19 protein-coding genes are annotated in these 22,898 nt (G+C 63.9%); 6 read left to right on the top strand and 13 right to left on the bottom strand.

Annotated elements, in window-relative coordinates:
• Nucleotides 1–4 precede the first annotated feature (4 nt).
• Genes HMPREF3162_RS04690 through HMPREF3162_RS04680 form a run of 3 tightly spaced genes read right to left on the bottom strand, consistent with a single transcriptional unit; the run spans nt 5 to nt 2,845 of the window.
• Complete coding sequence (locus HMPREF3162_RS04690) at nt 5–1,150, bottom strand: acyl-CoA dehydrogenase family protein (protein WP_070777064.1); 1,146 nt, start codon at nt 1,148–1,150, stop codon at nt 5–7.
• Between the two features lie 11 nt (nt 1,151–1,161).
• A complete protein-coding gene (gene purE / locus HMPREF3162_RS04685; RefSeq protein WP_070777063.1) occupies nt 1,162–1,683 on the bottom strand; it encodes a 5-(carboxyamino)imidazole ribonucleotide mutase in 522 nt (173 codons plus the stop codon).
• Nucleotides 1,684–1,696: 13 nt separating this feature from the next.
• The gene (locus tag HMPREF3162_RS04680) at nt 1,697–2,845 is read right to left on the bottom strand and encodes a 5-(carboxyamino)imidazole ribonucleotide synthase (RefSeq protein ID WP_070777062.1); all 1,149 of its coding nucleotides are present in this window, start codon (nt 2,843–2,845) and stop codon (nt 1,697–1,699) included.
• A gap of 107 nt (nt 2,846–2,952) precedes the next feature.
• Between HMPREF3162_RS04680 and HMPREF3162_RS04675 the strand changes: the two genes are divergently transcribed.
• Nucleotides 2,953–3,465, top strand: coding sequence for a GtrA family protein (locus HMPREF3162_RS04675; protein ID WP_070576741.1), 513 nt, complete (start codon nt 2,953–2,955; stop codon nt 3,463–3,465).
• Here the strand turns inward: HMPREF3162_RS04675 and HMPREF3162_RS04670 are convergent.
• Both HMPREF3162_RS04670 and HMPREF3162_RS04665 read right to left on the bottom strand, forming a co-directional pair.
• The gene (locus HMPREF3162_RS04670) at nt 3,424–4,587 is read right to left on the bottom strand and encodes an alkaline phosphatase family protein (protein ID WP_070576744.1); all 1,164 of its coding nucleotides are present in this window, start codon (nt 4,585–4,587) and stop codon (nt 3,424–3,426) included. The genes HMPREF3162_RS04675 and HMPREF3162_RS04670 overlap by 42 nt on opposite strands.
• A gap of 90 nt (nt 4,588–4,677) precedes the next feature.
• On the bottom strand, nt 4,678–5,265 hold the full coding sequence (locus tag HMPREF3162_RS04665) for a DUF5998 family protein (protein ID WP_070576748.1): 588 nt from the start codon (nt 5,263–5,265) through the stop codon (nt 4,678–4,680).
• Nucleotides 5,266–5,335: 70 nt separating this feature from the next.
• On the opposite strand from HMPREF3162_RS04665, the gene HMPREF3162_RS04660 reads away from it, so the two are divergent.
• Nucleotides 5,336–8,005, top strand: a complete 2,670-nt coding sequence (locus tag HMPREF3162_RS04660; RefSeq protein WP_070576751.1) for a bifunctional acetate--CoA ligase family protein/GNAT family N-acetyltransferase — start codon at nt 5,336–5,338, stop codon at nt 8,003–8,005.
• Nucleotides 8,006–8,181: 176 nt separating this feature from the next.
• Nucleotides 8,182–10,773: a DNA gyrase/topoisomerase IV subunit A gene (locus HMPREF3162_RS04655; RefSeq protein WP_256278317.1), complete on the top strand. Its 2,592-nt coding sequence runs from the start codon at nt 8,182–8,184 to the stop codon at nt 10,771–10,773.
• Between the two features lie 52 nt (nt 10,774–10,825).
• Here HMPREF3162_RS04655 and HMPREF3162_RS04650 read toward each other — a convergent pair whose 3' ends face one another.
• Both HMPREF3162_RS04650 and HMPREF3162_RS04645 read right to left on the bottom strand, forming a co-directional pair.
• On the bottom strand, nt 10,826–12,196 hold the full coding sequence (locus HMPREF3162_RS04650) for an adenylate/guanylate cyclase domain-containing protein (protein WP_070777061.1): 1,371 nt from the start codon (nt 12,194–12,196) through the stop codon (nt 10,826–10,828).
• Nucleotides 12,193–13,011: a biotin--[acetyl-CoA-carboxylase] ligase gene (locus HMPREF3162_RS04645; protein ID WP_070777060.1), complete on the bottom strand. Its 819-nt coding sequence runs from the start codon at nt 13,009–13,011 to the stop codon at nt 12,193–12,195. The genes HMPREF3162_RS04650 and HMPREF3162_RS04645 overlap by 4 nt, the downstream gene beginning before the upstream one ends.
• Before the next feature lie 76 nt (nt 13,012–13,087).
• Here HMPREF3162_RS04645 and HMPREF3162_RS04640 point away from each other — a divergent pair, with 76 nt between their 5' ends.
• Both HMPREF3162_RS04640 and HMPREF3162_RS04635 read left to right on the top strand, forming a co-directional pair.
• The gene (locus HMPREF3162_RS04640) at nt 13,088–14,674 is read left to right on the top strand and encodes an acyl-CoA carboxylase subunit beta (protein ID WP_070576764.1); all 1,587 of its coding nucleotides are present in this window, start codon (nt 13,088–13,090) and stop codon (nt 14,672–14,674) included.
• A complete protein-coding gene (locus HMPREF3162_RS04635; RefSeq protein WP_070576769.1) occupies nt 14,671–14,868 on the top strand; it encodes a hypothetical protein in 198 nt (65 codons plus the stop codon). Before HMPREF3162_RS04640 ends, HMPREF3162_RS04635 begins: the two co-directional genes overlap by 4 nt.
• A gap of 87 nt (nt 14,869–14,955) precedes the next feature.
• Here HMPREF3162_RS04635 and HMPREF3162_RS04630 read toward each other — a convergent pair whose 3' ends face one another.
• Nucleotides 14,956–16,125, bottom strand: coding sequence for an MFS transporter (locus HMPREF3162_RS04630; protein WP_083318908.1), 1,170 nt, complete (start codon nt 16,123–16,125; stop codon nt 14,956–14,958).
• A gap of 105 nt (nt 16,126–16,230) precedes the next feature.
• Here HMPREF3162_RS04630 and HMPREF3162_RS04625 point away from each other — a divergent pair, with 105 nt between their 5' ends.
• Entirely contained in the window at nt 16,231–17,907 is a 1,677-nt protein-coding gene (locus tag HMPREF3162_RS04625) for a DUF885 domain-containing protein (RefSeq protein ID WP_070777059.1), read from the top strand.
• A 71-nt stretch (nt 17,908–17,978) separates the two neighbouring features.
• Here HMPREF3162_RS04625 and HMPREF3162_RS04620 read toward each other — a convergent pair whose 3' ends face one another.
• From HMPREF3162_RS04620 to HMPREF3162_RS04600, 5 genes are all read right to left on the bottom strand, one after another.
• Nucleotides 17,979–18,338: a hypothetical protein gene (locus HMPREF3162_RS04620; protein ID WP_070777058.1), complete on the bottom strand. Its 360-nt coding sequence runs from the start codon at nt 18,336–18,338 to the stop codon at nt 17,979–17,981.
• Nucleotide 18,339: 1 nt separating this feature from the next.
• Nucleotides 18,340–19,164, bottom strand: coding sequence for a Bax inhibitor-1/YccA family protein (locus tag HMPREF3162_RS04615; protein WP_070777057.1), 825 nt, complete (start codon nt 19,162–19,164; stop codon nt 18,340–18,342).
• A gap of 118 nt (nt 19,165–19,282) precedes the next feature.
• On the bottom strand, nt 19,283–20,482 hold the full coding sequence (locus HMPREF3162_RS04610; protein ID WP_070777056.1) for an NAD(P)/FAD-dependent oxidoreductase: 1,200 nt from the start codon (nt 20,480–20,482) through the stop codon (nt 19,283–19,285).
• Between the two features lie 59 nt (nt 20,483–20,541).
• Complete coding sequence (locus HMPREF3162_RS04605; RefSeq protein WP_070777055.1) at nt 20,542–21,741, bottom strand: NAD(P)/FAD-dependent oxidoreductase; 1,200 nt, start codon at nt 21,739–21,741, stop codon at nt 20,542–20,544.
• Between the two features lie 41 nt (nt 21,742–21,782).
• Nucleotides 21,783–22,868: an inositol-3-phosphate synthase gene (locus HMPREF3162_RS04600; protein WP_070576785.1), complete on the bottom strand. Its 1,086-nt coding sequence runs from the start codon at nt 22,866–22,868 to the stop codon at nt 21,783–21,785.
• Nucleotides 22,869–22,898: the final 30 nt, after the last annotated feature.

The following is a 22,898-nucleotide window of genomic DNA, read 5'->3' as shown; positions in this document are numbered from 1 at the left end:
TCTCTCAGCCCAGGAGCTTGCGTCCCATGACAAGACGCTGAATCTGGTTGGTGCCTTCATAGATCTGCGTGATCTTCGCATCCCGCATCATGCGCTCAACGGGGTGGTCGACAACGTAGCCGGCGCCGCCGAGCAGCTGGACCGCGTCAGTGGTGATCTCCATGGCCACGTCCGAGGCGAATGCCTTCGCCGCGGCGCCGAAGAAGCCCAGATCGTCATCGTCGCGCTCTGACTTCGCAGCCGCGGCGTAGGTCAGCTGGCGGGCGGCTTCGAGCTTCATGCCCATGTCCGCGACCATGAACTGCACGGCCTGGAAGTCGGACACGGACTTGCCGAACTGCTTGCGGTCCTTGACGTAGTCAATCGCGTAGTCCAGTGCGCCCTGGGCAACGCCGAGAGCCTGCGCGGCAATCGTCACGCGGGTGTGGTCGAGGGTGCGCAGGGCGATTTTGAGCCCCTCGCCTTCGGTGCCGATGATGCGGTCGCCCGGGATTCGGCAGTCTTCGAAGAACAGTTCACGGGTGGGGCTGCCCTTGATGCCGAGCTTGCGCTCCTTTTCGCCGAAGGTGAAGCCCTCATCGTCCTTCTCCACAACGAACGCGGAGATATTGCGGCCGCGGGCGCCGTCAGGATCAGTGACGGCCATGACGGTGTAGAAATCGGAAACGCCCGCGTTGGTGATCCACGTCTTCACGCCGTTGAGCACCCAATCGTCGCCGTCGCGCTTGGCGCGGGTCTTCATGCTCGCGGTGTCCGAACCCGCTTCGCGTTCAGACAGACCGTAGGAGAAGCCGTGGCCCTGGGCCAGCTGCGACAGGTACTTCTGCTTGATCTCTTCGCCGCCGCCGAGGATCACCGGCATGGAGCCGAGCTTGTTGACCGCCGGGATAAGAGACGACGACATGCAGCCGCGGGCCACTTCTTCGATCACGATGCAGGTTGCCAGGGCATCTGCGCCCACGCCGCCATACTCTTCGGCCACGTGCGGGGCGAAGAAGTCGGTGGCCAACAGAGCGTCGTGCGCTTCCTGCGGGTAGCGTGCCTCAGCGTCGACTTCGGCTGCGGCGGGGGTGATTTTGTCTTCGACAATAGAGCGCACCGCGGCGCGGATCTCTTGGTGCTCGTCGGTGAGCTTATAAACATCGAACATTGGATTCCCTTTCAGCTGTGGTCTTCGAGCCGGCGCTTGAGCGCGCGGCCCTTCTCTTCAGCGGCACGCCCCAGTTCGAGGCGGTAGTCGTCAAGGCGTCGGCGCAGAGCCGCAGATTCATCGTCGCGCCCGGCGCTGATGATCCTAGCGGCAAGCAGACCTGCGTTCTTCGCCCCGCCGATCGACACGGTTGCCACCGGAACGCCGGCGGGCATCTGAACGATCGACAGAAGCGAGTCCATGCCGTCAAGGTGCTTCAGCGGCACCGGGACGCCGATCACCGGCAGGGACGTGACAGAGGCGAGCATGCCCGGAAGGTGGGCGGCGCCTCCGGCCCCGGCGATGATGACGGAATATCCCGCCTCGTCGGCCCGAGTGCCCCAGTCGATCATGTCGTGGGGCATACGGTGGGCGGAAACGACTTCCGCCGTGAACTCAATGCCGAGCTCTTCCAGGATGTCGGCGGCGGCACTCATGGTGGGCCAGTCAGAATCGGACCCCATGACAATGCCGACTTTCGGCGTGGTGCTCATGTCTGCTCCTCCGTCAGGGCAGGTCGGGATGAGGGTTGGTGTCAGTCCCGGCAATGAAGTGCGCCGCGTGGCGAGCGCGCGCCAGAACCGCTTCGACGTTCTCACCGCTGAGGTTGACGTGTCCGAGTTTACGGCCGGGACGCACGCCCTTGCCGTACATGTGGACCTTGATCTGAGGGTCGTGGGCCAGAACGTGCAGATAAGCCCGGTAGAGGTCTTCGCGGTCACCGCCGAGGACATTGGCCATAACTGTCACCGGCGCCTTCGGCGCCGGATCGCCCAGCGGAAGGTCGAGAACGGCCCGCAGGTGCTGTTCGAACTGGCTGGTGATCGAACCGTCCTGGGTCCAGTGGCCGGTGTTGTGCGGGCGCATGGCCAGTTCATTGACCATGTAGCCGTCAGCAGTTTCGAACATCTCCATGGCCATAACGCCCGTCACTTCGAGCGATTCGGCGACAGTGAGCACATCGGCTGTGATCGCCGCGGCCTTGTCCGAGTCGAGCCCGGGTGCGGGTGCGACCGCTTCTGTGCAGATGCCGCCTTCCTGCAGGGTTGCCACAACCGGCCACACGGCAGTCTGGCCCATGGGCGAACGGCCGACCATAACGGACAGCTCGCGTGTGAAGTCAACGGCCTCTTCTGCCAGCAGCGGCCCAGTGCCGAACCAGTCGGCAGCCTCATCGGCACTGCTGATGAGCTTGACCCCGTGGCCGTCATAGCCGCCGCGGGGAGTTTTCACGATGATCGGCCAGCCGATGTCATCGCCGAAAGTCTGCAGGGACTCGGTGTCGGCGACTTCGCGCCACCTGGGGTTGGGCAGGCCCAGTTCGTCCATTTTGGCGCGCATCTTGAGTTTGTCCTGGGCGTAGACCAGTGCGTGGGGCCCGGGATGGACGCTGTGTCCGGCCAGGGTCAGCGCTTCGAGGTGCTCGGTAGGCACGTGTTCGTGATCGAAGGTGATGACGTCGACCGTTTCGGCGAATGCGCGAAGCGTGTCGAGGTCCTTGTAGTCCCCGACGGTCACCCGGCTTGAAACCTGCGCGGCAGAAGACCCTTCGGCTTCTGACAGAACATGAAACGCAACGCCCAGAGCTTCGGCCGCGGGCGCCATCATGCGCGCCAGCTGACCGCCGCCGATTACACCAATACGTGGAAAAGACACGCTTTCACTCTAGCGGGCGCCACCTGGCGGAACTCTGAGTGACCCGCACCCAATGTCGCCCAATGCCATCGGGCTGGATGCCGGTTCTCGCGGCCTATAGTTGGCCCGTGGGCAAGAAAAGACGCGAACTGGTCAAAATCAGCCGCTTCACGGCTGTCGGGACCGTCGCCTTCCTCGTCGACGTCGGCATTTTCAATCTGCTCATGCTGACGGCCCTTCAGGGCCGCCCCGTGTTGGCGAAGACCCTCGCGGTGCTGTGCGCAACAGCGGTTTCCTGGATCGGTTCGCGACGATGGACCTTTGCCGACCAGCAGCCGCGCTACCGGCCCGCGTTCGAAGGCGTCCTGTTCTTTGCCGTCAATGCCGCCGGAATGGGCATTGCGCTGCTGACCCTGTGGATCTCCCACGATCTTCTGGGCTTCACATCGCTGCTTGCCGACAACATCGCCGGCAACGGCATCGGGCTGCTGCTGGGCAACATTATGCGCTATTTCGCCTACCGGTCCTGGCTGTTCCGCGGCAAGGCGAGCACGCGCGAGGTGCTGACAGACACCTCGTCAGTGCGGGAAGGCGCGAACTCAGCCTTCGAGCACAAGCAGCGGGATGGAAAGTTCGGCTGAGCTCACTCCCCCGTGGTGTCCCAGCAGGCTCAGAGCCGACGGCGAATCAGTGCGCGAATCAACGACGGCGGCTGTTTCGTCGCACACCACCACGAGGTCGCCGATGCGAGCGCGGAAGGCTTGTGCGACTTCCCCGAACCAGCCTTCGCGGATCGCTTCGTCACGAGTCATGACGCGGCCTCTGCCTGCCAGGTGGGCGCGGAATGCCTCCGCCGTGTCATCGCTGGCACCGGCCCGGGTGTACAGGTGTGCCGCGCGCGGCTCTCCCCCGACTGCAGCCAGCCCCGCGGTGAGGTCGGGGTGTTCGGCCAGGTCGATGCGGTTGCGGTGGGCGACGTCGACCATGCCGTGATCGGCGGTGATGATCATCGTCATGTCCGGTCCGAGTGCTGCGGCCAGGCTGCTGAGCATCTGGTCGACCTGTTCGAGCTGTTCGATCCACTGGTCGGAATTCCAGCCGGCCTGGTGTCCGGTTTTGTCGAGTTTGCCCCAGTAGAAGTAGACGAGCCGACGTCCAGGGGCGCGCATTTCTTCGTGTGCGTGGCGGACCCGCTGCTCCCAGGAGTCCGAACCGCGGAAGCGTCCCCCGCGCAGGGTTGCGGCGTTGAGTCCCCCGCGGGAGAATTTCGGCTCTCCCAGCTGCACAACGTCCAGCCCGGTCGCGGCAAGCCTTTCGAACAGTGTGGTGTCGGGGGTCCACCGGCTCGGGTCGACTTCGCTGGAGCCGGTCAGCTGATTGAACACCTCGCCGCTTTCGGGGTCGAGGAGCCTGTAGCCCATGATGCCGTGCCCGCCGGGCAGCATTCCCGTGCCGAGCGAAGACAGCGAGTTCGCGGTGGTCGACGGGAAACCAGCGCTGCCGGGCCGCAGGTGCTGTCCCACCGAACGCAGAAACGGCGTGTAGGCCCGGCGGGCGCGCAGCAGCTCCAAGCCCATTCCGTCGATGAGCACGACGATCACCACGCGCGCCTGGGCTGCACTGCCGCTGAGGATGGTCTCGGTGCGCAGGCGCTGATCGGCCGACAGCACGCTCTGGGCATCCAGTGCGGCTGCCGCGGCGGGAACGATGTCCGACAGCAGCGGGCTGTTCGCGTAATCCGGCGGGTGGAGCTGTTGTGTCACGCTGGGCTTTCTCAGTTGTGTGCGGCTGTGTTGTCTGACGAGGCGGAGCTTCGGTTCCGCACTGCCGTGCGGTTGGAGGAGTTCTTGCGCTTACTGCCGCTGGGTGCGGGCGGCGTGGATGACGCGGCGCAGCGTGTGGGCGAAGCTGACGGTCGCGTCGACGGCCTGCTGGCCTTCTGCCTGAGCGGATACGCGCAGCGCCACGTCTTCGCTGAAGCTGCCGCCGCTGAAGCCGTGGTCAACATCGCATTCGGGGTTGCCGCAGGTTTCGGGGAACACCTCCAGGCGACTGCGTGCGCCCCAGGACATGATGAGCTGCACTTCCACCGGGCTGTCGCCGGGACGGTAGTGGGCGGGATCGGCGTAGGTTGCGAAGATCGCCGGGGCGGCGAGCCGATCAAGTGCGACTTCTTCTGTGCTGCACAGGGCGCGCGGTTCGCTCCAGCCGGGCTCAGGGTGCGGTTCGTCGTCAACCCGGGCCAACACCAGCCGGGTGGGGGTGAGCACGAAAACGCTCACCAGCCGGTGGATGGTGTCGAGGTCCATGTGGGTGTCGGTGTAGACCAGGTGGTCGAGCACGGGTTCGTCCAGCAGGGCTTCTGCTATTGCAGTCGCTGCGATCTGCGGATAGTAGCCGGCGTCTTGGATGTCGGCGATGAGTCGCTGTGGAAGGTCCATCCGACCATTGTCTACTGCCACCCGCGCGTAGGGCTAGGCGGGAGCGTCTGCGGGGCCTAAGCTGGGTGTTATGAGCGCCTATCCACAGTCCTGGGAAGCCGACGTTGTCCTCCGCGATGGTGCGACGGCGCGTCTGCGCCCGATTCTGCAAAGCGATGCCGACGGTGTGCAGGCCATGCACTCCCGCCAGTCGGCCGAATCCATCTACATGCGGTTCTTCGCCCCGATCAAGCAGATCCCGGAGAAGGACCTCGAACGGTTTGTCACTGTCGACTACCGCGACCGCGTGGCCTTTGTCATGACGATCCGCGACGAGATCATCGGCATCGGCCGCTATGACCGCCTGGATGAGAATTCCGCCGAGGTCGCATTCAACATTGCGGATGCCCACCAGGGCCGCGGCATCGGCTCGATTCTGCTGGAGCACCTGGCCGCCGCGGCCCGCGAAATGGGCATTGACCGCTTTGTTGCCGAGGTTCTGCCGCAGAACCGGCCCATGCTGCAGGTGTTTGCCGCAGCCGGCTATGAAATCACCCGCGAATTCGATGATGGGGTTGTGGCTGTCGCCTTTGACATCGACCCCACTGAAAAGTCCCGGCAGGTGCTCGCTTCGCGTGAGCACCGCGCTGAGGCGCTGTCGGTGCGCGGCATTCTGCACCCGAAGTCGATTGTGGTCTTCGGCGCTTCTCGCAGCCGCGCCTCGATCGGCAATCTGCTCCTGCGCAATCTGACCGCCGGCGGTTTCCGCGGTCGGCTCAACATCGTCCATCCGAAGGCCTCCGAGGTTGCGGGGCTGCCCACCGTGTCGAGTCTCGATGACATTGAGGGCGACATCGACGTCGCCGTGATCGCGGTGCCGGCGGCAGCTGTCCCCCAGGTTGTCCGCGACTGCGCAGAACGGGGTGTGAAGGGCGTTGTTGTGATCTCCTCCGGTTTTGCCGAGACTTCCGAAGACGGCGCACGCCTGCAGGAGCAGGTGCTCACAACCGCGCGTACGTGGGGCATGCGCCTGATCGGTCCGAATTCTTTCGGCGTGCTCAACTCCGACCCGGATATCGAACTCAACGCCTCGCTGTCGCCGTTCCTGCCCGATCCGGGACACGTGGGCGTGTTCAGCCAATCGGGCGCTTTGGGCACCGCAATGCTCGCGGCAGCCCGCGAGCGCGGCATCGGCATTTCGACCTTCGTATCCGCCGGCAACCGCGCAGACCTGTCCGGCAACGACATGATGCAGTACTGGCAGGAAGATCCCGCCACGAACGTCGTGTGCCTGTACCTCGAATCGATCGGCAATCCGCGCAAGTTCTCGCGCATTGCCCGCCGGGTCACCCGCAATAAGCCCGTCATCGTCATCAAGTCCGATCTCACCGGCGGTGAGCTTCCGCCGGGGCACGCGGTGCGCGTATCGTCCCTGTCGGCCAGCGCCATGGATCAGGTTCTTGCGCAGGCCGGTGTTATTCGCGCCCGTTCGGTCAGCCAGATGTACGACATCGCACAGGTGTTCGACACGCAGCCGCTGCCGGCCGGCAAGCGCGTCGGCATTGTGGGCAATTCCGCGGCCCTGTCCACACTCGTTGAGCAGTGCGTCCGCGCGGAGGGGCTGAAGCTCGGCACCGCCCCTGTCTCCCTGCACCCGGAGGCCACGGTCGACGACTTCGAAGCTGAGCTGCGGCAGGTGTATGCCAACCCGCACGTGCACTCGGTCGTCGTCATCATCACCCCCTCTCCCAGTGTTTCGTCATCGCAGATGGCGCAGGCCATTGCCGATGCCGCCGCACAGTCGGGCAAGACGACCGTCGCCTGCTTCCTCGGCGTGCACGGCAAGGACGAAATGCTCACGTCCTACACCCGGTCCGAAACCGGCGAGCGCACGAAGCACGTCGTGCCTTCCTATGGCGGCCCCGAAGCAGCCGTGTGGGCGCTTGCCCGGGCCACCGAGTACGCGGTGTACAAGAAGTCCGATCACGGCCACTATCCGATCTTCACGGATCTGAAGAGCCGCAGGGCCCGGCAGATCATCGAAAGCAGCCTGGCGGAAGCCGATTCGCCGCGGGTGACCATGACTGATGAGGCCGCGCACGCTCTTCTGGACGCCTACGGCATCGAGGTGCTGCCGTATATCTCGACGGCTACGGTCGAAGAGGCCAAGGAAGCGGCGGCAAAGATCGGCTACCCGGTAGCGCTTAAGGCTGTGCACAAGAAGCTGCGCCACCGCTTTGAGTTCGGCGGAGTGCGCCTTGCCATTCAGTCCGAGGCGGAGCTCGTGGGCGACTGGAACGGCATCGCGGACGTCATTGCGCAGTCTCTTGATGACGATGATGACCGTCGGATCGACGTGCAGGCTATGGCTCCGGCGGGCGTGGGGTGTGTCATTCGGGCCGGTGAGGACCCGCTGCTGGGTCCCATGGTGTCGTTCTCAATCGCCGGTGACTCCACTGAGCTGCTGGACGACGTTGCCCACAGAGTCGCTCCCCTGACCGATCTCGACGCCCGCAACATGGTGCGCACTCCCGGAGCCTCCCCGCGCCTGTTCGGCTACAAGGGGCTGCCGGTGGCCAATGTCGAACCGGCCGAGGAGATCCTGCTGCGGCTGGCCGCGCTGGTTGATGACTTCCCCGTCATCCGCAGTGTCGAAGTCCGTCCCATCATGATCACCACCGACAAGAGCTACCTCTTGTCGGCCCGCATTCAGCTTGCGGCTGATGCCGACCGGATGGACACCCTGCGCCGTAGGATGTGAGCCGGCCAAGGCAGCCGGGAGCCGAAGCGTGAGCGCGCCAGACGGCGCGGCGACCGCGAAATAAGCGGCTTTCGCCCAGCTGAGCGCTACACTGACCTCCGGATGGCACAGCAGCTGCACAAGGAGGAAGCCGAGTGACCGACGGTCAGATCGTCGATATTGACGTCACCCAGGAAATGGAGACGTCGTTCCTCGAATACGCGTACTCGGTCATCTACTCTCGTGCTCTGCCGGATGCCCGCGACGGTCTCAAACCCGTTCAGCGCCGCATCCTCTATCAGATGTCGGAAATGGGGCTGCGCCCCGAGCGCCCGTACGTGAAGTCTTCGCGCATCGTCGGCGATGTCATGGGCAAGCTCCACCCCCACTCCGACACCGCGATCTATGACGCTCTTGTGCGCATGGCCCAGTCTTTCGTCATGCGCGTCCCACTGGTCGACGGCCACGGCAACTTCGGTTCGCTCGACGACGGCCCCGCAGCCCCCCGGTACACGGAGGCCCGGCTGGACCAGGCGGCCATGCACATGCTTCGCAACCTGGACGAAGACACCGTCAACACGGTTCCCAACTACGACGGTTCGCTCACCCAGCCCGAAGCCCTGCCCAGCGCACTGCCGAACCTGCTGGTCAACGGTGCGTCCGGCATCGCGGTCGGCATGGCCACCAACATGGCCCCGCACAACCCCGGCGAAGTCATAGCCGCCGCCCGGCACCTCATCTTCCACCCCGAAGCGACCCTTGATGAGCTCATGCGGTTCGTCCCGGGCCCGGACCTGCCGACCGGCGGTCGGATCATCGGCCTGTCCGGTGTGCGCGATGCCTATGAGACCGGCCGCGGCACCTTCCGCACCCGCGCGACCGTGAAGTTCGAGAACATCACCCCGCGCCGCCGCGGCATCACCGTCACCGAACTTCCCTACCTCGTCGGCCCCGAAAAGGTCATCGAGAAGATCAAAGACAACGTCCAGGCCAAAAAGCTGCAGGGCATCAGCTCGGTTGACGACTACTCTGACCGCAAGCACGGCCTGCGCTTGGTCATCGGCATCAAGTCCGGCTTCAATCCCGAAGCCGTACTCGAAGAGCTCTACCGGCTGACCCCGATGGAAGACTCCTTCGGCATCAACAACGTCTGCCTGGTTGACGGCCGCCCGCGCACCCTGGGGCTGAAGGCCCTTCTGGAAGTCTTCATCGCCCACCGAATCGAGGTCATCCGCCGCCGCAGCGAATTCCGCCTACAGAAGGCACTCGACCGTCTGCACCTGGTTGAGGGCCTGCTCATTGCAATCCTCGACATCGACGAAGTCGTCCAGCTGATCCGCTCTTCCGATGACGCCGCACAGGCGCGCACACGGCTCATGGAGGTCTTCGAGCTCTCGGAGATCCAGGCGACCTACATCCTCGACCTGCAGCTGCGCCGCCTGACGAAGTTCTCACGCATCGAACTCGAAGCTGAACGCGATGAGCTGCAGGCCACCATCGAAGACCTCCGCGACATCCTCGGTGATAAGAACCGGCTGAAGACGCTCGTGTCCGATGAGCTCGAAGAGACCGCGAACGCTTTGGACACCGGCCGTCGCACGGTGCTCGTCGAAGGCAGCCTCAAAGAGATCAAGGCCGCAGGGCGCAAAAAGGGCCAGAACCTGCAGGTGGCCGACGAACCCTGCTGGGTGCTCATGTCGACCACCGGCAAGATCGCCCGCACCGCAGCGGCAGGGGAACTGTCCGCCACCGGCCGCAGAGCCGCCAACGACGCTCTCATTGCGCAGATCCCCTCGAGCACCCGCGGGTCCCTGGGCGCTTTGACGAACAGGGGGCGGGTCCACAAGGTCGACATCATCAACCTGCCCGCTCTGCCGGACCAGGCCACCCGCCCCGTGCTGTCCGGCGGTGTGAAGATCACCGACTTCATCGAACTCGACAAGGGCGAGCACGTCATCGCGCTCATCGACCCCACTGCCGAGGTGGTGCTCGGCACCCGCTTGGGCGTGGTCAAACGCGTTGCCGCCGGTGAGATTCCGAACAACCGCGACGTGTGGGACATCATTGCCCTCAAGGGCAAGGACACGGTGGTCGGCGCAGGCCAGCTTCCCAACCTCGATGACGGTTCCGCCGTGTTCATCACCCAGGCGGGCAATCTGCTCAACTTCACTCTCGACGGTGTGCGCGCACAGGGGCCGGGTGCCGGCGGTGTTGCAGGCATCCGCCTGCCGAAGGACGTTGAGGTCATCAGCTTCAGCGTTGTCGACCCCGCCGAAGACAACCGGGTTGTCACAATTGCCAAGGGTGTGAACTTCAACGGCGAGGAAAGCGAGTCCGTCAAGGTTTCCCTGCTGGCTGACTTCCCCTCGCGGGGACGCGCCACAGCGGGAATGCGCAGCCACCGTTTCCTCAAGGATGAAACTGCGCTCGTCACCGCTTTTGTCGGTCCCCATCCGCAGGCGGCGGCCAAAACCGGCGGCGCACGGGCTCTGCCGGACGAGCTCTCGCGCCGCGACGGCTCAGGGGCTCCCCTAGAAGGCCGAATCGATGCGATCGGCTCTCTCCCGCGCACCGGAATTGCCGCAGATCCAGCCGCAGCCCAGGGCGCCTCGGCGGCGGATGCGACCGAATCTGAGGCCGCCGGTGACGCACCGGCGGTCAAGAGCACCCCGAAGAGCAGCGCCGGCGCACCTGATTTCAGTGACGACGACCGCTACAGCCAGATCGGCAGAGAAAAGGACGACGACAGCGGCGTCATCGTTTCCGACGACAAGGACCAGCTGTTCTGACTCTCCGGCCGCTGTGAAGCTCAGCGCCCGTCTACTGCGGCGGGAGCCTGCGTCAGGGTTCGACGTCGACGATCATGCACGGCGCTTGGCCGCGGTGCATGTCGACGACCGTGACATCGCCCAGCCCCTGCAGGCTCACGGTGCGGCGATTGGAGAAGTCATAGGCTTCCGTCTGCGAAATGACAGACGAGGTTTCCCAGTCGGTTGTGATGGTTCCGGGTTCGCCGATCGAGGTCAGGCGGGCGGCCAGGTTGACGGTCGAACCGAAGATATCGCCCAGACGAGACAGCACTTTGCCCCACGAAAAGCCCACTCGCGCTTTCGGAAGCTCGGGGTCCTCCGTGATGCGCTCCATGAGCCGCACCGAGATCTCCGCTCCCGAACGCGGGGTTTCGGCGGCAAAGAAGACTTCGTCGCCGACGGTTTTGATGACACGACCGCCACCTGCGGTCACGATGTTGTAGCACAGGGTTTGGAAGCGCTTGACGAGGCTGGCCAGCTGCCGTGGCTCCATCTGCTGGGACAGTCGGGTGAAGGACACGAGGTCGACAAAGCCGATGCCGCGGGCCAGCGGCATGGCTGAATCGTAGAATCCGGGCCGGCCTGCGTTCTTCCCGCCGGGACCTGCGTCATCACCGAGATTGACATTGAGACGGCCGAAGACATTCGCCATGTTGTGCTTCCACGCGTACAGCATGACTTTTTCCAAAGACGGCAGGATCTGCTCAAACAGGCTCAGCGCGACGGCGCGGGCCTGGCGCTCGTCCAACCTGCGCGATTCGGCGAGATATTCAACAACCGTCTCCATCTGCCACACCACCAGACGGTCAGTGGTCTGACCGATGGCGCGGGCAAGCGCGACCGCGGTTTCTTCGTCCACCATGTTGCGAGCCACGAGGTCGGCCATTTCCGCCAGCGCGTTGACGTCGCGAATGGTGAACGCGGGCGTGCCCTCTTCTGCGATCGGCAGGCCGAGTGCGCGCCAGAACTTCTTGGCGGACACGCTGGACACCCCCGCAAGCTGGGCAACTTCGCGTCTGGTCAGGACCCGTTTGCCGCCCAGCAGCTGTTCTTCCAGCAGCGACGCCGCCGCGCGCAGTCGCTGTATGCGCTGCTCGATGAGCTCCGGGTTGTCCAAAAGGTCCGGTACCGCTTCTGTCGGCGGGTTGGGGTCGTCCGCCAGTCCTTGCGAAAACTCCAGGCGGTCGCGCAGTTCAGAGACGCTGGAGTCATCGGAAGACCGCGCGTTGGCGCGTGCGCGCTCTTCCTGGAAGCTCGAACTGAACTCTTCTGAGGTTTCGGCAATCCGCTGGATTTCGGTTGTTGCCGCAGCGTCGCGGTTCCACGGTGCGTCCGGACGTGAGAAAACGGTGTGCTCGTTGATCTGCGGCAGAGCTCGAGTGCGCGGATCAGGTTCGGTCACAGCAGCCTCGCGTGTATGACATCCCCGGCGGTGACGGTCTGCAGGCCCTCAGCGGTTTCAATGACGAGCCCCCCGTGCTTGTCAAGGCCAACTGCCCGCGCGGTGAGGGGTTCCTGGCCGGGCAGTTCAACCCGAACGTCGCGGCCAATGGTGGCCATGGAGTCAGCCATGCCGGCACAGAATTCTGCTGTTCCGACCGCCGGACGGCTGAACGCCGAGTCCAGGGCCTCGCGCAGGCGTCTGACAACAGCGGCCAGGAGCACTTCGCGGCTGAAGTCGAAGCCCTCAACGAGCAGCGACGTGGCGGTCTCAACCGGAAGGTCCTCCTGTGCGAGGTGCACATTGATGCCGGTGCCGATGACGACTGTCTTTGCACCGTCAGCTCCGATGACGATCCGAGTGAGGATGCCGGCGAGCTTGCGGTCGCGGATGAGAACGTCGTTGGGCCATTTGAGTTCGGCCGGAACTCCCTCTGCGCGCAGAGCGTCGACAACAGCGCGGCCCGTGATGAGCGGAATCCATCCGAGGTCGTCCGCTGCGGCTGTCGGCGGCACTGGAACGGCAATGGAGAAGGTCAGACAAGTGCGCGGCGGCGTCGTCCAAGTCCGCGCCAAGCGGCCACGGCCGGCCTGCTGGTGGTCCGTGCCGAGAATGCTGAAGGGCGCTGCGCTTCCGCTTTCTGCCGCTGCGGCGAGATCGTCGTTGGTCGAGCCGGTGTTCTCCGTCCAGGTGATGTCCGGCTGCGGCAGCTGGCTTTCACGGGTCCAAGCGTCGCTGAAGAGGTTGAGGTCAAAGGGAGAAACGCTATCATGCACTACATCACTGTAGGCCGTTTTATCCACCGGATACAACACCGACCCACCGTGTGAGAATCCCCGATAGTCTAGTGCCATGAGTCCTTCTACCGCACCGCAGACGACAGCGCAACGGCTGGCCGCTTTCATTGAGCGCCGCCGCACTGCGCACACACCCAATCCCCAGGCCGCTGAGCGCCAGCACAATCGCGGCAAGCAGACGGCCCGCGAACGCATCGCCGAGCTGCTCGACCCCGGTTCTTTCCAGGAGATCGACGAATTCGTCCGTCACCACAGCCACCAGTTCGGTATGGAGAACAAGCGCCCCGACGGCGACGGCGTGGTCTGCGGTCTGGGCACAATCGACGGCCGCACCGTTGCGGTATTCGCTCACGACTTCACGGTGCTCGGCGGTTCGCTGGCCGAAGCCAACGGGCGCAAGATCGTCAAGGTGCAGAAACTCGCACTCAAGATCGGCTGCCCCATCATCGGCATCAACGACTCCGGCGGGGCCCGCATTCAGGAGGGCGTGGGATCGATTGCCCTGTTCGCCGAGATCTTCCACTGGAACGTCCAGTCCTCCGGTGTCATCCCCCAGATCAGCCTCATTATGGGCCCTTCGGCCGGCGGTGCCGTGTACTCCCCCGCCCTGACCGACTTCACGATCATGGTCGACGGCACCTCGCACATGTACATCACCGGTCCCGACGTCATCAAGACCGTGACCGGTGAGAACGTCGGCCACGAAGAACTCGGCGGAGGCTACACCCACAACTCGGTTTCGGGCAACGCGCAGTACCTGGCACAAGATGAAGAGGACGCCCTGAACTATGTGCGCGACCTCCTGTCGTTCCTGCCGTCGAACAACATGGATCCCGTGCCGAACGTCCCGGCTCCGGCGAATCTCGAACTGACGGAAGCCGACAACGCACTCAACACGCTCGTGCCGGATTCCGCTTCGCAGCCCTATGACATCCTCGACGTCGTCACGACCGTCTTGGACGACGGCGAATTCCTGGAGACCAGCGAGCTTTTCGCCCCAAACGTCGTCACGGGCTTCGGCCGCGTAGAGGGCGAAACGGTCGGCATCATCGCCAATCAGCCCATGCAGATGGCCGGCACGCTCGACATTGACGCTTCGGAGAAAGCCGCCCGCTTTGTGCGCTTCCTCGACGCGTTCAACATCCCAATCCTCACCTTCGTCGACGTTCCCGGCTTCCTGCCCGGTACCGATCAGGAGTACAGCGGAATCATCCGGCGCGGCGCAAAGCTCATCTACGCCTACGGCGAAGCAACCGTGCCGTGTCTGACGCTCATCACCCGCAAGGCCTACGGCGGCGCGTACTGCGTGATGGGGTCCAAACAGCTCGGCGCTGACCTCAACTTGGCGTGGCCGTCGGCGCAGATCGCCGTCATGGGCGCACAGGGCGCGGCGAATATCGTCTACCGCCGCACTCTGAAAGAGGCCGAGGCTGCCGGAGAAGACGTCGAAGCCAAGCGGGCCGAGCTCGTCCAGGAATACGAAGACGCTCTGCTCAACCCCTATCTGGCTGCCGAAGAGGGCTACATCGACGCTGTCATCGCGCCGTCTGAAACCCGCGAACGGATTGTCCGAGGCCTGCGCGCTCTGCGCAACAAGCACGTGCAGGCACCCGCCCGCAAACACGGAAACATCCCGCTGTGAGAGAAAAGCCGAAGACCGGAACACCGAAAGAGCAGCGGTTGGCTCGCTCAGCCGCTTTCGCCGCCGTCATGGCGCTGCGCCATTCCGCAGGCTCCGGCGACAGCCTGCGCCTGCCGGACGCGGGCTACAGCAGTCCAGTGCGCCGCATTCGCGCATCCCGCACCGGGACCTGGGCACGGCGCCAGCGTTCCTGACCCTCTGGACGCGTGCTCTGACAGCACTTCTGAGAACACCCCCGATGAGACTCGCCTTCATGGACCCGAGCTCACCTGGGGGTGTTCTCAGCTTTTCCGGCCGCGCCTGCTGGCCCAGTAGACCACCAGCCCGGCCAGCACGATGAACGCGGAAACTCCGAACATTCCCCGCTGGCCCAACATAGGCTCCAATGCGCCCAAAACCACTGACCCGAGTGCCGTTCCGGAATCCAGCATGATGAAGAACGTCGACATGACAACTCCGTAGCGGGCAGGCAGCGCATCAGCAGCACACGCTGCCTGCACTGCAGGAAGGAGCGACCCGAAGCCGGCTCCCACGAGCGCACCAGCAACAATGATCGCCGGTGCGCCGTGCGCAAACGTGAGCACAGCGAGCGATGCCGCATAGATGAGGATGGCAGGGTAGATCACCCAGCCGTGGCCGTACTTGTCCTGCAGACGCCCCACAAAGGAACGGCAGATGAGCATAGCGGCAGCGAGTGCAACAAAGAACCAGCCTGCCGCCTCGGGCGCCCCGACAGCTTCTGCATAGGATCCCAGGAAGGCCATGATGGCCGAGTACACGAGACCGGCGGCGAACATCACGGAAGCGGTTTTCAGCGTGTTCAGCTCGAGGAGCGAACTGGGTGTCAGCCGCCACTTATCAGCCCTCTGTTCCCGGCTCGGCGGGCTCTCCGGCAGAGTCAGCAGCAGTGACAGCAGTGAGGCGACAACGGCGATTGCTGCGCAGATGTAGAACAGCGGCTGATACCCGTGCTTCGCCGAGATCGTCACTGCCAAGAACGGGCCGCTGGCCATCGCCAAGGACGTCGCCATACCGAAATAGCCCGTGCCCTCGGCCCTGCGGTGCGGCGGGATGACGGTCTGCACTGCCGCGGAGGTTGCCGTGTGGTTGAACCCGAACGCAAAGCCGTGCAGGAAGCGCACCACAATGAACAGGTCAAGCGAGGCGGTCGGAATGTACAGCAGAGACAGCGCTATTTGGGCAATCGAGGACAGCAGAATGGTTCGGCGCCTGCCCACGAAGTCCAGGTACTTGCCGGCGGGAACACGGGACACCACGGCACCCAGAACGAAGGAGCTCGAAGCGAAGCCGGCCGCCGCATGTCCCGCACCAAACGAAATCACCGCATATGCCGCCATGGAGGTCAGCAGCAGATAGAACACCAGTGATCCCATGAGACTGATGCTGAAAGCGAGGACGAAGTCTTTGTTCCACAGTCTGCTCGGGGTCACTGCCGCATGCGCCTCCTATACGCCATTGAGAAAGTCGGCGCACAATCACAGTCCGCCGACTGTGCAATGGTAGGCTACGGCGTTTCCGCCGTTTACAGTGGGATTATGACTCATCACCCGCGAACCCCTTCGGCAGTCGACGCTGTCGCCGAAGAGCACGCCCGATCCCTTGTCGAACTGTGCCCCTCGCTGTCCGTCACCGCCGGCCTTGACGGAGACCGCACGCGCTTGGATCCCCAGAGCAAAGAGGCTGCTGACCAGCTCGATGCGCTCAACTCCCGCACGCTGCGCGAACTCGACAGAGCAGAACAGGAGTCGCAGAACCTCGATCGGGTGGACGTCGTCACACTCGATGCCATGCGAGAGCGCTTGGGCTGTGAGCGCGACCTGCACGCCGCCGGTCTGAGCTTCGGACAGCTCAACGTCATCGCATCGCCTCCGCAGAGCGTGCAGATGCTCTTCGACCTTGTGCCCACCGGCACTGAAGATGACTGGAAGGACAACGCCGTCCGGCTGTCGCAGGTGCCCAGAGCGCTGACCGAATACCGGCACGCGCTGAGCCAGGCCGCTCACGACGGTCGCCCACCGGCGCTGCGCCAGGTCAGGCGAGTCATCGACCAGTGCCGTGATCACGCAAAGCCCGGCGGCAGCTTTGACCGCTTTGCGAAGCAGGCGGCAAGCTCTGCCTCGAGAGCACTGTCGGCAGAGGTCAGCACGGCCGCAGACGGTGCGCGGGAGGCATATGATTCCCTTGCCGATTTCCTCAGCGACATCATCGCTCCCCTGGCCTCAGAGACGGACGCCTGCGGGCGCGAAGACTACGCTCTGTTCTCCCGGGAGTTCCTCGGGGCGGAAATCGATCTCGACGAAACCTACGCATGGGGTCTAGAACAGCTGGCGGCCATCGACGCGAAGCAGCGGCACGTGGCAGACGAACTCTACCCCGGCTCCACGGTTGCGGAGTGCTTGAACAGACTCAACGCCGATCCGCAGCGCCAAGTGCACGGCCTGGATGCCCTGCGCACCTGGATGCAGGACAAGGCCGACCGGGCGATTGACGCACTTGCCGGGGTGCACTTCGACATTCCCGAACCGGTCAGGAAAATCGAATGCATGGTCTTGCCCGACGGTACGGGCGGCATCTACTACACCGGACCGACCGACGACTTTTCGCGTCCCGGACGCATGTGGTGGTCAGTCCCAGCCGGTGTCGAAACATTCAACACGTGGCAGGAGCTCACAACCGTCTATCACGAGGGAGTACCCGGTCACCACCTGCAGATCGGCGGAGCCGCGCACATGGCTGACAGCCTCAACACATGGCGTCGCCACCTGTGCTGGGTTTCCGGCCACGGTGAGGGCTGGGCTCTGTACTCCGAAGCGCTCATGGCCGAACTGGGCTTCCTGGATGACCTGGGCGACTACATGGGCATGCTCGACTCACAGCGTCTGCGCGCAGCCCGCGTGTGCCTCGACATCGGCGTGCACTTGGGCCTGCCAGCGCCCGAATCGATTGGCGGCGGGACGTGGAATGCCGGTAAAGCGTGGACGTTCCTCACCGACAACGTGGCGATGGAGCGCAGCTTCCTCGCCTTTGAACTCGACCGCTACCTCGGCTGGCCGGGGCAGGCACCGTCCTACAAGGTAGGCCAGCGCCTCTGGGAGCAGACACGCGACGCCGCAAAGGACAGCGACCCGAACTTCACGCTCAAGGATTTCCACACCAAGGCCCTGGCAATCGGCTCAGTCGGGCTCGACACCCTCAAGCGCGCTCTCACCTGAACCGTAAAATCACCGGGACCGCACAGCTCACGTGCCGTTGCAACACGGCCGAGGTGCCGCTGAGGTGCAGTTCACAGACTGCGCCTGAGCTGTTCGGCAAGGGCCAGTGCTGCTGCCGTGTGGTCCTCGTTCGCTCCCCTGCGCGGCTGTGCCGCTTCCAACAGAGCGAACAGGCGAAACGGAAGCTGCGCCTCGTCAGCCTCCCAGATTTCGGGGGCACCCGGAGGAGGGCCCGTCAGAGTGCGCAGCTGACGCACAGCGGCTTGCACCAGCCGGCGACGATCCAGCTTTTCCCCATCGGGCACCTGAGACCATGCGTCGACCGTAAGCGATGCCAGCCGGACACGAAGACGGCGGACCTCGGTTTCGAGGTCCGCCGCTTTCTGTCGGTGCTGTTCGCTCACCGGGCAGGCTGCGAACACATCAGTCATGTCAGTCCTGACGGAAGTAGGACAGCAGACGCAGGATTTCGACGTACAGCCAGATGAGAGACACCATGAGCGAAAACGACATGGTCCACGAGTAGCGTTCGGGAATGCGGTTCTGCACACCGGCTTCAATTGCCTGGAAATCGGTGATGAGCGTCAGCGAAGCCAGCACTACGGCAACAACGCCGATGATGATGCCCAGCGGGAACGACATGCCGAACAGTTCGATCTGCACATTGCGCGCTCCGCCGCTGCCGGTGAACAGAACGAAGAAGAAGTTCACCAGCGAGAACACCGCGTAGCCGCCGACGGCCAACATGAGGAACTTCATGCCCTTCGCGCCGAAGCGGATGACCTTGAACTTGAACAGCGCAAACATCACGGCGAAGACACTGAGCGTTGCAAGCACCGCCTGGATGACAATGCCGTCGTAGGCGGTTTCGAAGATCTTCGAAATGCCGCCGAGGAAAACACCCTCAACAGCGGCGTAGGCCAGGATGAGGAACGGGACGGGCTCGCGCTTGAACGCGTTGATCAGGCCCAGAACCAGGCCGATGAGCACGGCGGGCAGCGCCAGGGCGGGCACAACCCATCCGACGATCGCGCCTACCAGCAGAATGCCGAAGCAGGCCAGAGACTTCATGAAGACGTCGTTGTACTGCATGGGGCGTTCGGCTGCCGGGGCCTGTGGCTGAACGGGCTGGCCGGGGCCGGCATTGCGGTTATCTGCCGACGGGGCCATGTACATGGAGTTGAGCTGGTCGGACGAAGGGGTCTGGCGGTCTTTAACACCCTCGTTGAGGGCCCTGTTCATCAGCGGGTTTGCCATGAGACTCTTTCTTATCGCTTCCGTTGCACGGGAGTTTACAGTCTGTGATGTTTCAACAGCAAAGTGCCGCCGCAGAATTCCCCTGTTCGAGGATTCTGCGGCGGCACTCAGAAAAGCATCACTTGAGGGTGCGCTTGACGATCTGTGCGATCTGCTCACCGGCACGCGGCCCGTGGGCAATTCCCCACATGCCGTGACCTGCAGCGACGAAGCTGCGCGGCGACAGGGCCTCGATCTTGGGCGGACCGGTGGGGCTGACCGGGCGAGGACCAACCCAGTGGTCGGTGGTGTTCTCCAGGTCGATGCCCTTCATGTACTTGCTGGCCACGCGCTTCATCGATTCGATGCGCTCCGGGCGCAGCGGGGCATCCGGGTCGAGGAACTCCATGGTTCCGCCCACGCGCACACCGCCGCGGTAGGGGGTGAAGACCACGCGCGTGGTGGGCAGGTAGACCGGGGTGGTGGGAAGGTACTCGGGGTCGACCTGAGCGGTGAACGAATAGCCGCGGCCTGCGGCCATTCCGATAGTGGCCTGCTTGCCGTGCAGTTTGTGCAGCAGTTCATCCGACCACACGCCAGCAGCGATGACGACGCCGTCGAAGCTGTAGCTGCGTCCCTGAGCGTCGACCAGTCCGACACCGTCGGCACCGACGTGGCCGGTGACGATCTCCGCATCTGTCACGATCTTCACACCCAGCTTCTCAGCGGCATCGGCAATCGACTGCACAAAGGCCGGCGGATCGATGTACGCCTGGTCCTTGACGATTGCCCCGTGGGTGACGAGGTCGGTGAAGTACGGCTTTTCACGCGGGTCGAAAGTCTCAACGACAGAGGGGACACCGGCGTCGCGGTTGATTCCGGTTTCTTCGATGAAGTGGTTCAGTTCAGCTTCCGAGCCCAGGCCGACGGTGAAGTCGGAGTGGTTGAACTTGCCTTCGACGCCGAAGTCCTTGAGACGTTCGAAAGATGCGATGGAGTCTTTGAGGTCCGGTGCGAGCTCGTCGACTGCGCGCTTGAACTTCGTTTCGGTCATCTGCAGCGCAAACGTCGTGAGGAACTTCCACAGCTTCGGGTTGAAGGGCTGCGGCAGGGCCAGCGGGGCATCTTTATTGGTGACGGCGTCAAAGCCGTTCTTCCATTCGCCCGGCGCCGACAGCGGGAAGGTCATCGACGGGCAGATGAAGCCGGCGTTGCCCCAGCTGGCACCGGCGGCAACACCCCTGCGGTCGAGTACGGTCACATCGTATCCGGCGTCAGCCAGGTTCAGTGCACTTGCCAGGCCGACCATTCCGGCTCCGACTACTGCAACATGCGTCATAGTCTCCTCCTTGACTATAGGAACGCGAGGGGACGCTCTCCCCTGAGAATTCTAGTGTGTCAGCGGCCGAGCCGGTCCGTGACGAGCTTGGCGATGATCTCACCGGCCCGCGGGCCGAGCGTGATCCCCCACATGCCGTGGCCGGACGCCACAAAGGTGCGCCGCGATACGGCTTCGACGCGTTCGCTGCCATCCGGGCTGACCGGGCGGGGACCCATCCAGTGGTCGGTGGTGTTCTCCAGGTCGATGCCGCGGACCAGCGGGCGCAGCGCCTTTTTGATGGAGTCGATGCGCGCAGGGTTCATCGGGGCGTCCGCCGGCAGGAACTCCATGGTTCCGCCCACGCGCACGCGGCCGCGATAGGGGGTGACGACAACGCTCACGGAAGGGAAGCGAACCGGTTCGGTCGGCAGGAACTCGGGGTCGACCGAGGCGGTGAACGAGTAGCCGCGGCCTGCAGCCATGCCGATCCGCGCCTTCTTGCCGTGGAGAGTTTCCAGCAGGTCATCCGACCACACGCCGGCGGCTACGACAACGGCATCGCCGCTATAGGAACGGCCCTTGCGATCAACGAGCCCAACGCCAGTGTCGCCTTCATATCCGGACACGACGTCGGCGTCTTCGATGATGTTCACACCGGCCGTACGGCAGGCTTCAGCAAGCGCCTCCATATAGGCGGGCGGATCGATGTATGCCTGGTCGCGCACCTGGGCGGCATGGGAGATCTTGTCGGAGAAGAACGGCAGGACGTCCGGGGATACAACGTCGACTTCGCCTTCGAGGCCGACCGCGTTGCTTTCTGCCATGCCCGCTTTGAGCCCTTCGAGGCCGTCAGCAGATTCAAAGCCCATCGTGAAAGTGGCACGCGTCAGCGAAGCCTTCACGCCGAGCTCTTCCATTCGGCCAAAGGCCGCGAAGGCGTCTTTGAGGGCGGGGGCTTCGGCGCGCACCGAAGCGGCGTAGCGCTTCTTCGTCATCTGGGATGCGAACTTCGCCAAGAACAGCGCCAGGCGCGGCGAGAACGGCTGAGGCATGGACAGCGGTGCGTCCTTGTTCAGCATCATGTCGAAGCCGTTGACCCACGCGCCGGGAGCCGCGAGCGGCTTCGTCATCGGCGGAACAACGAAGCCGGCGTTGCCCCAGCTGGATCCGGCGGCTACGCCGCTGCGCTCCAGAACGGTCACATCACAGCCCTGATCGGCCAGGTGAAGTGCGCTGGAGAGCCCGACGAATCCGGCTCCGACTACGATGACGTGCATTGACTACCTCTCCTCGGAGTGTTCTGTGTGTGCTTTGCTGATCAGCTGTCGGCTTCGCCGGCAATGAAGGCTTCAACGGCCGCGTGTGCGGCTTGGTCGTTCTGCTGGTGCGGCGGGGACTTCATGAAGTACGACGACGCCGAAATGAGCGCACCGCCGATCCCCCTGTCCAGACCGATCTTGGCAGCGCGCACGGCGTCGATGATGACGCCTGCGGAGTTCGGCGAGTCCCACACTTCTAGCTTGTATTCCAAAGACACCGGGGCGTCTCCGAAGTTCCGGCCCTCCAGGCGGACGAATGCCCATTTGCGGTCGTCCAGCCAGCCCACGTAGTCCGAAGGTCCGATGTGCACGTCGCGCTCAGCAAGTTCAGCCGAGGTGTTCGAGGTGACCGCCTGGGTCTTTGAGATCTTCTTGGACTCCAGGCGCTCGCGTTCGAGCATGTTCTTGAAGTCCATGTTGCCGCCGACGTTGAGCTGGTAGGTGCGGTCGAGGATGACGCCGCGCTCTTCGAACAGGCGGGCCATGACGCGGTGGGTGATGGTCGCACCGATCTGGCTCTTGATGTCATCGCCGACGATCGGCACGCCCGCCTCTTTGAACTTGTCGTCCCATTCTTTGGTTCCGGCAATGAACACCGGCAGGGCGTTGACGAAGGCGACCTTCGCGTCGATTGCCGCCTGCGCGTAGTGTTCGACGGCCTTCTGCGAGCCGACGGGCAGATAGCACACGAGAACGTCGATCTTGGCATCACGCAGAGCCTGCGCAACGTCGACGGGTTCGGCGTCGGATTCGGTGATGGTTTCGCGGTAGTACTTGCCAAGCCCGTCGAGGGTCGGGCCGCGCTGCACTTCCACCCCGGTGTGAGGGATGTCGGTGATCTTGATGGTGTGGTTCTGGCTGGAGTAAGCAGCTTCGGAGATGTCCTTGCCGACCTTGTCAGCGTCGACGTCGAAAGCCGCGGCGAATTCGATATCGCTGATGTGGTAGTCGCCGAACTGCACGTGCATGAGGCCCGGAACCTTCGATTCGGGATCTGCGTCCTTGTAGTATTCAACGCCCTCAATGAGTGACGTTGCGCAGTTTCCCAGGCCCGCGACTGCTACGCGGATCGACGTGTTTCCCACTTGTGCTAGCTCCTTATTGCAGAAATGACT

Origin of the sequence: Brevibacterium sp. HMSC07C04 (genome assembly GCF_001815905.1) — a bacterium.
Lineage (GTDB): Bacteria > Actinomycetota > Actinomycetes > Actinomycetales > Brevibacteriaceae > Brevibacterium.
The sequence above is the reverse complement of the archived record's forward strand: the minus strand, read 5'-3'. Positions and strand labels throughout refer to the sequence as shown.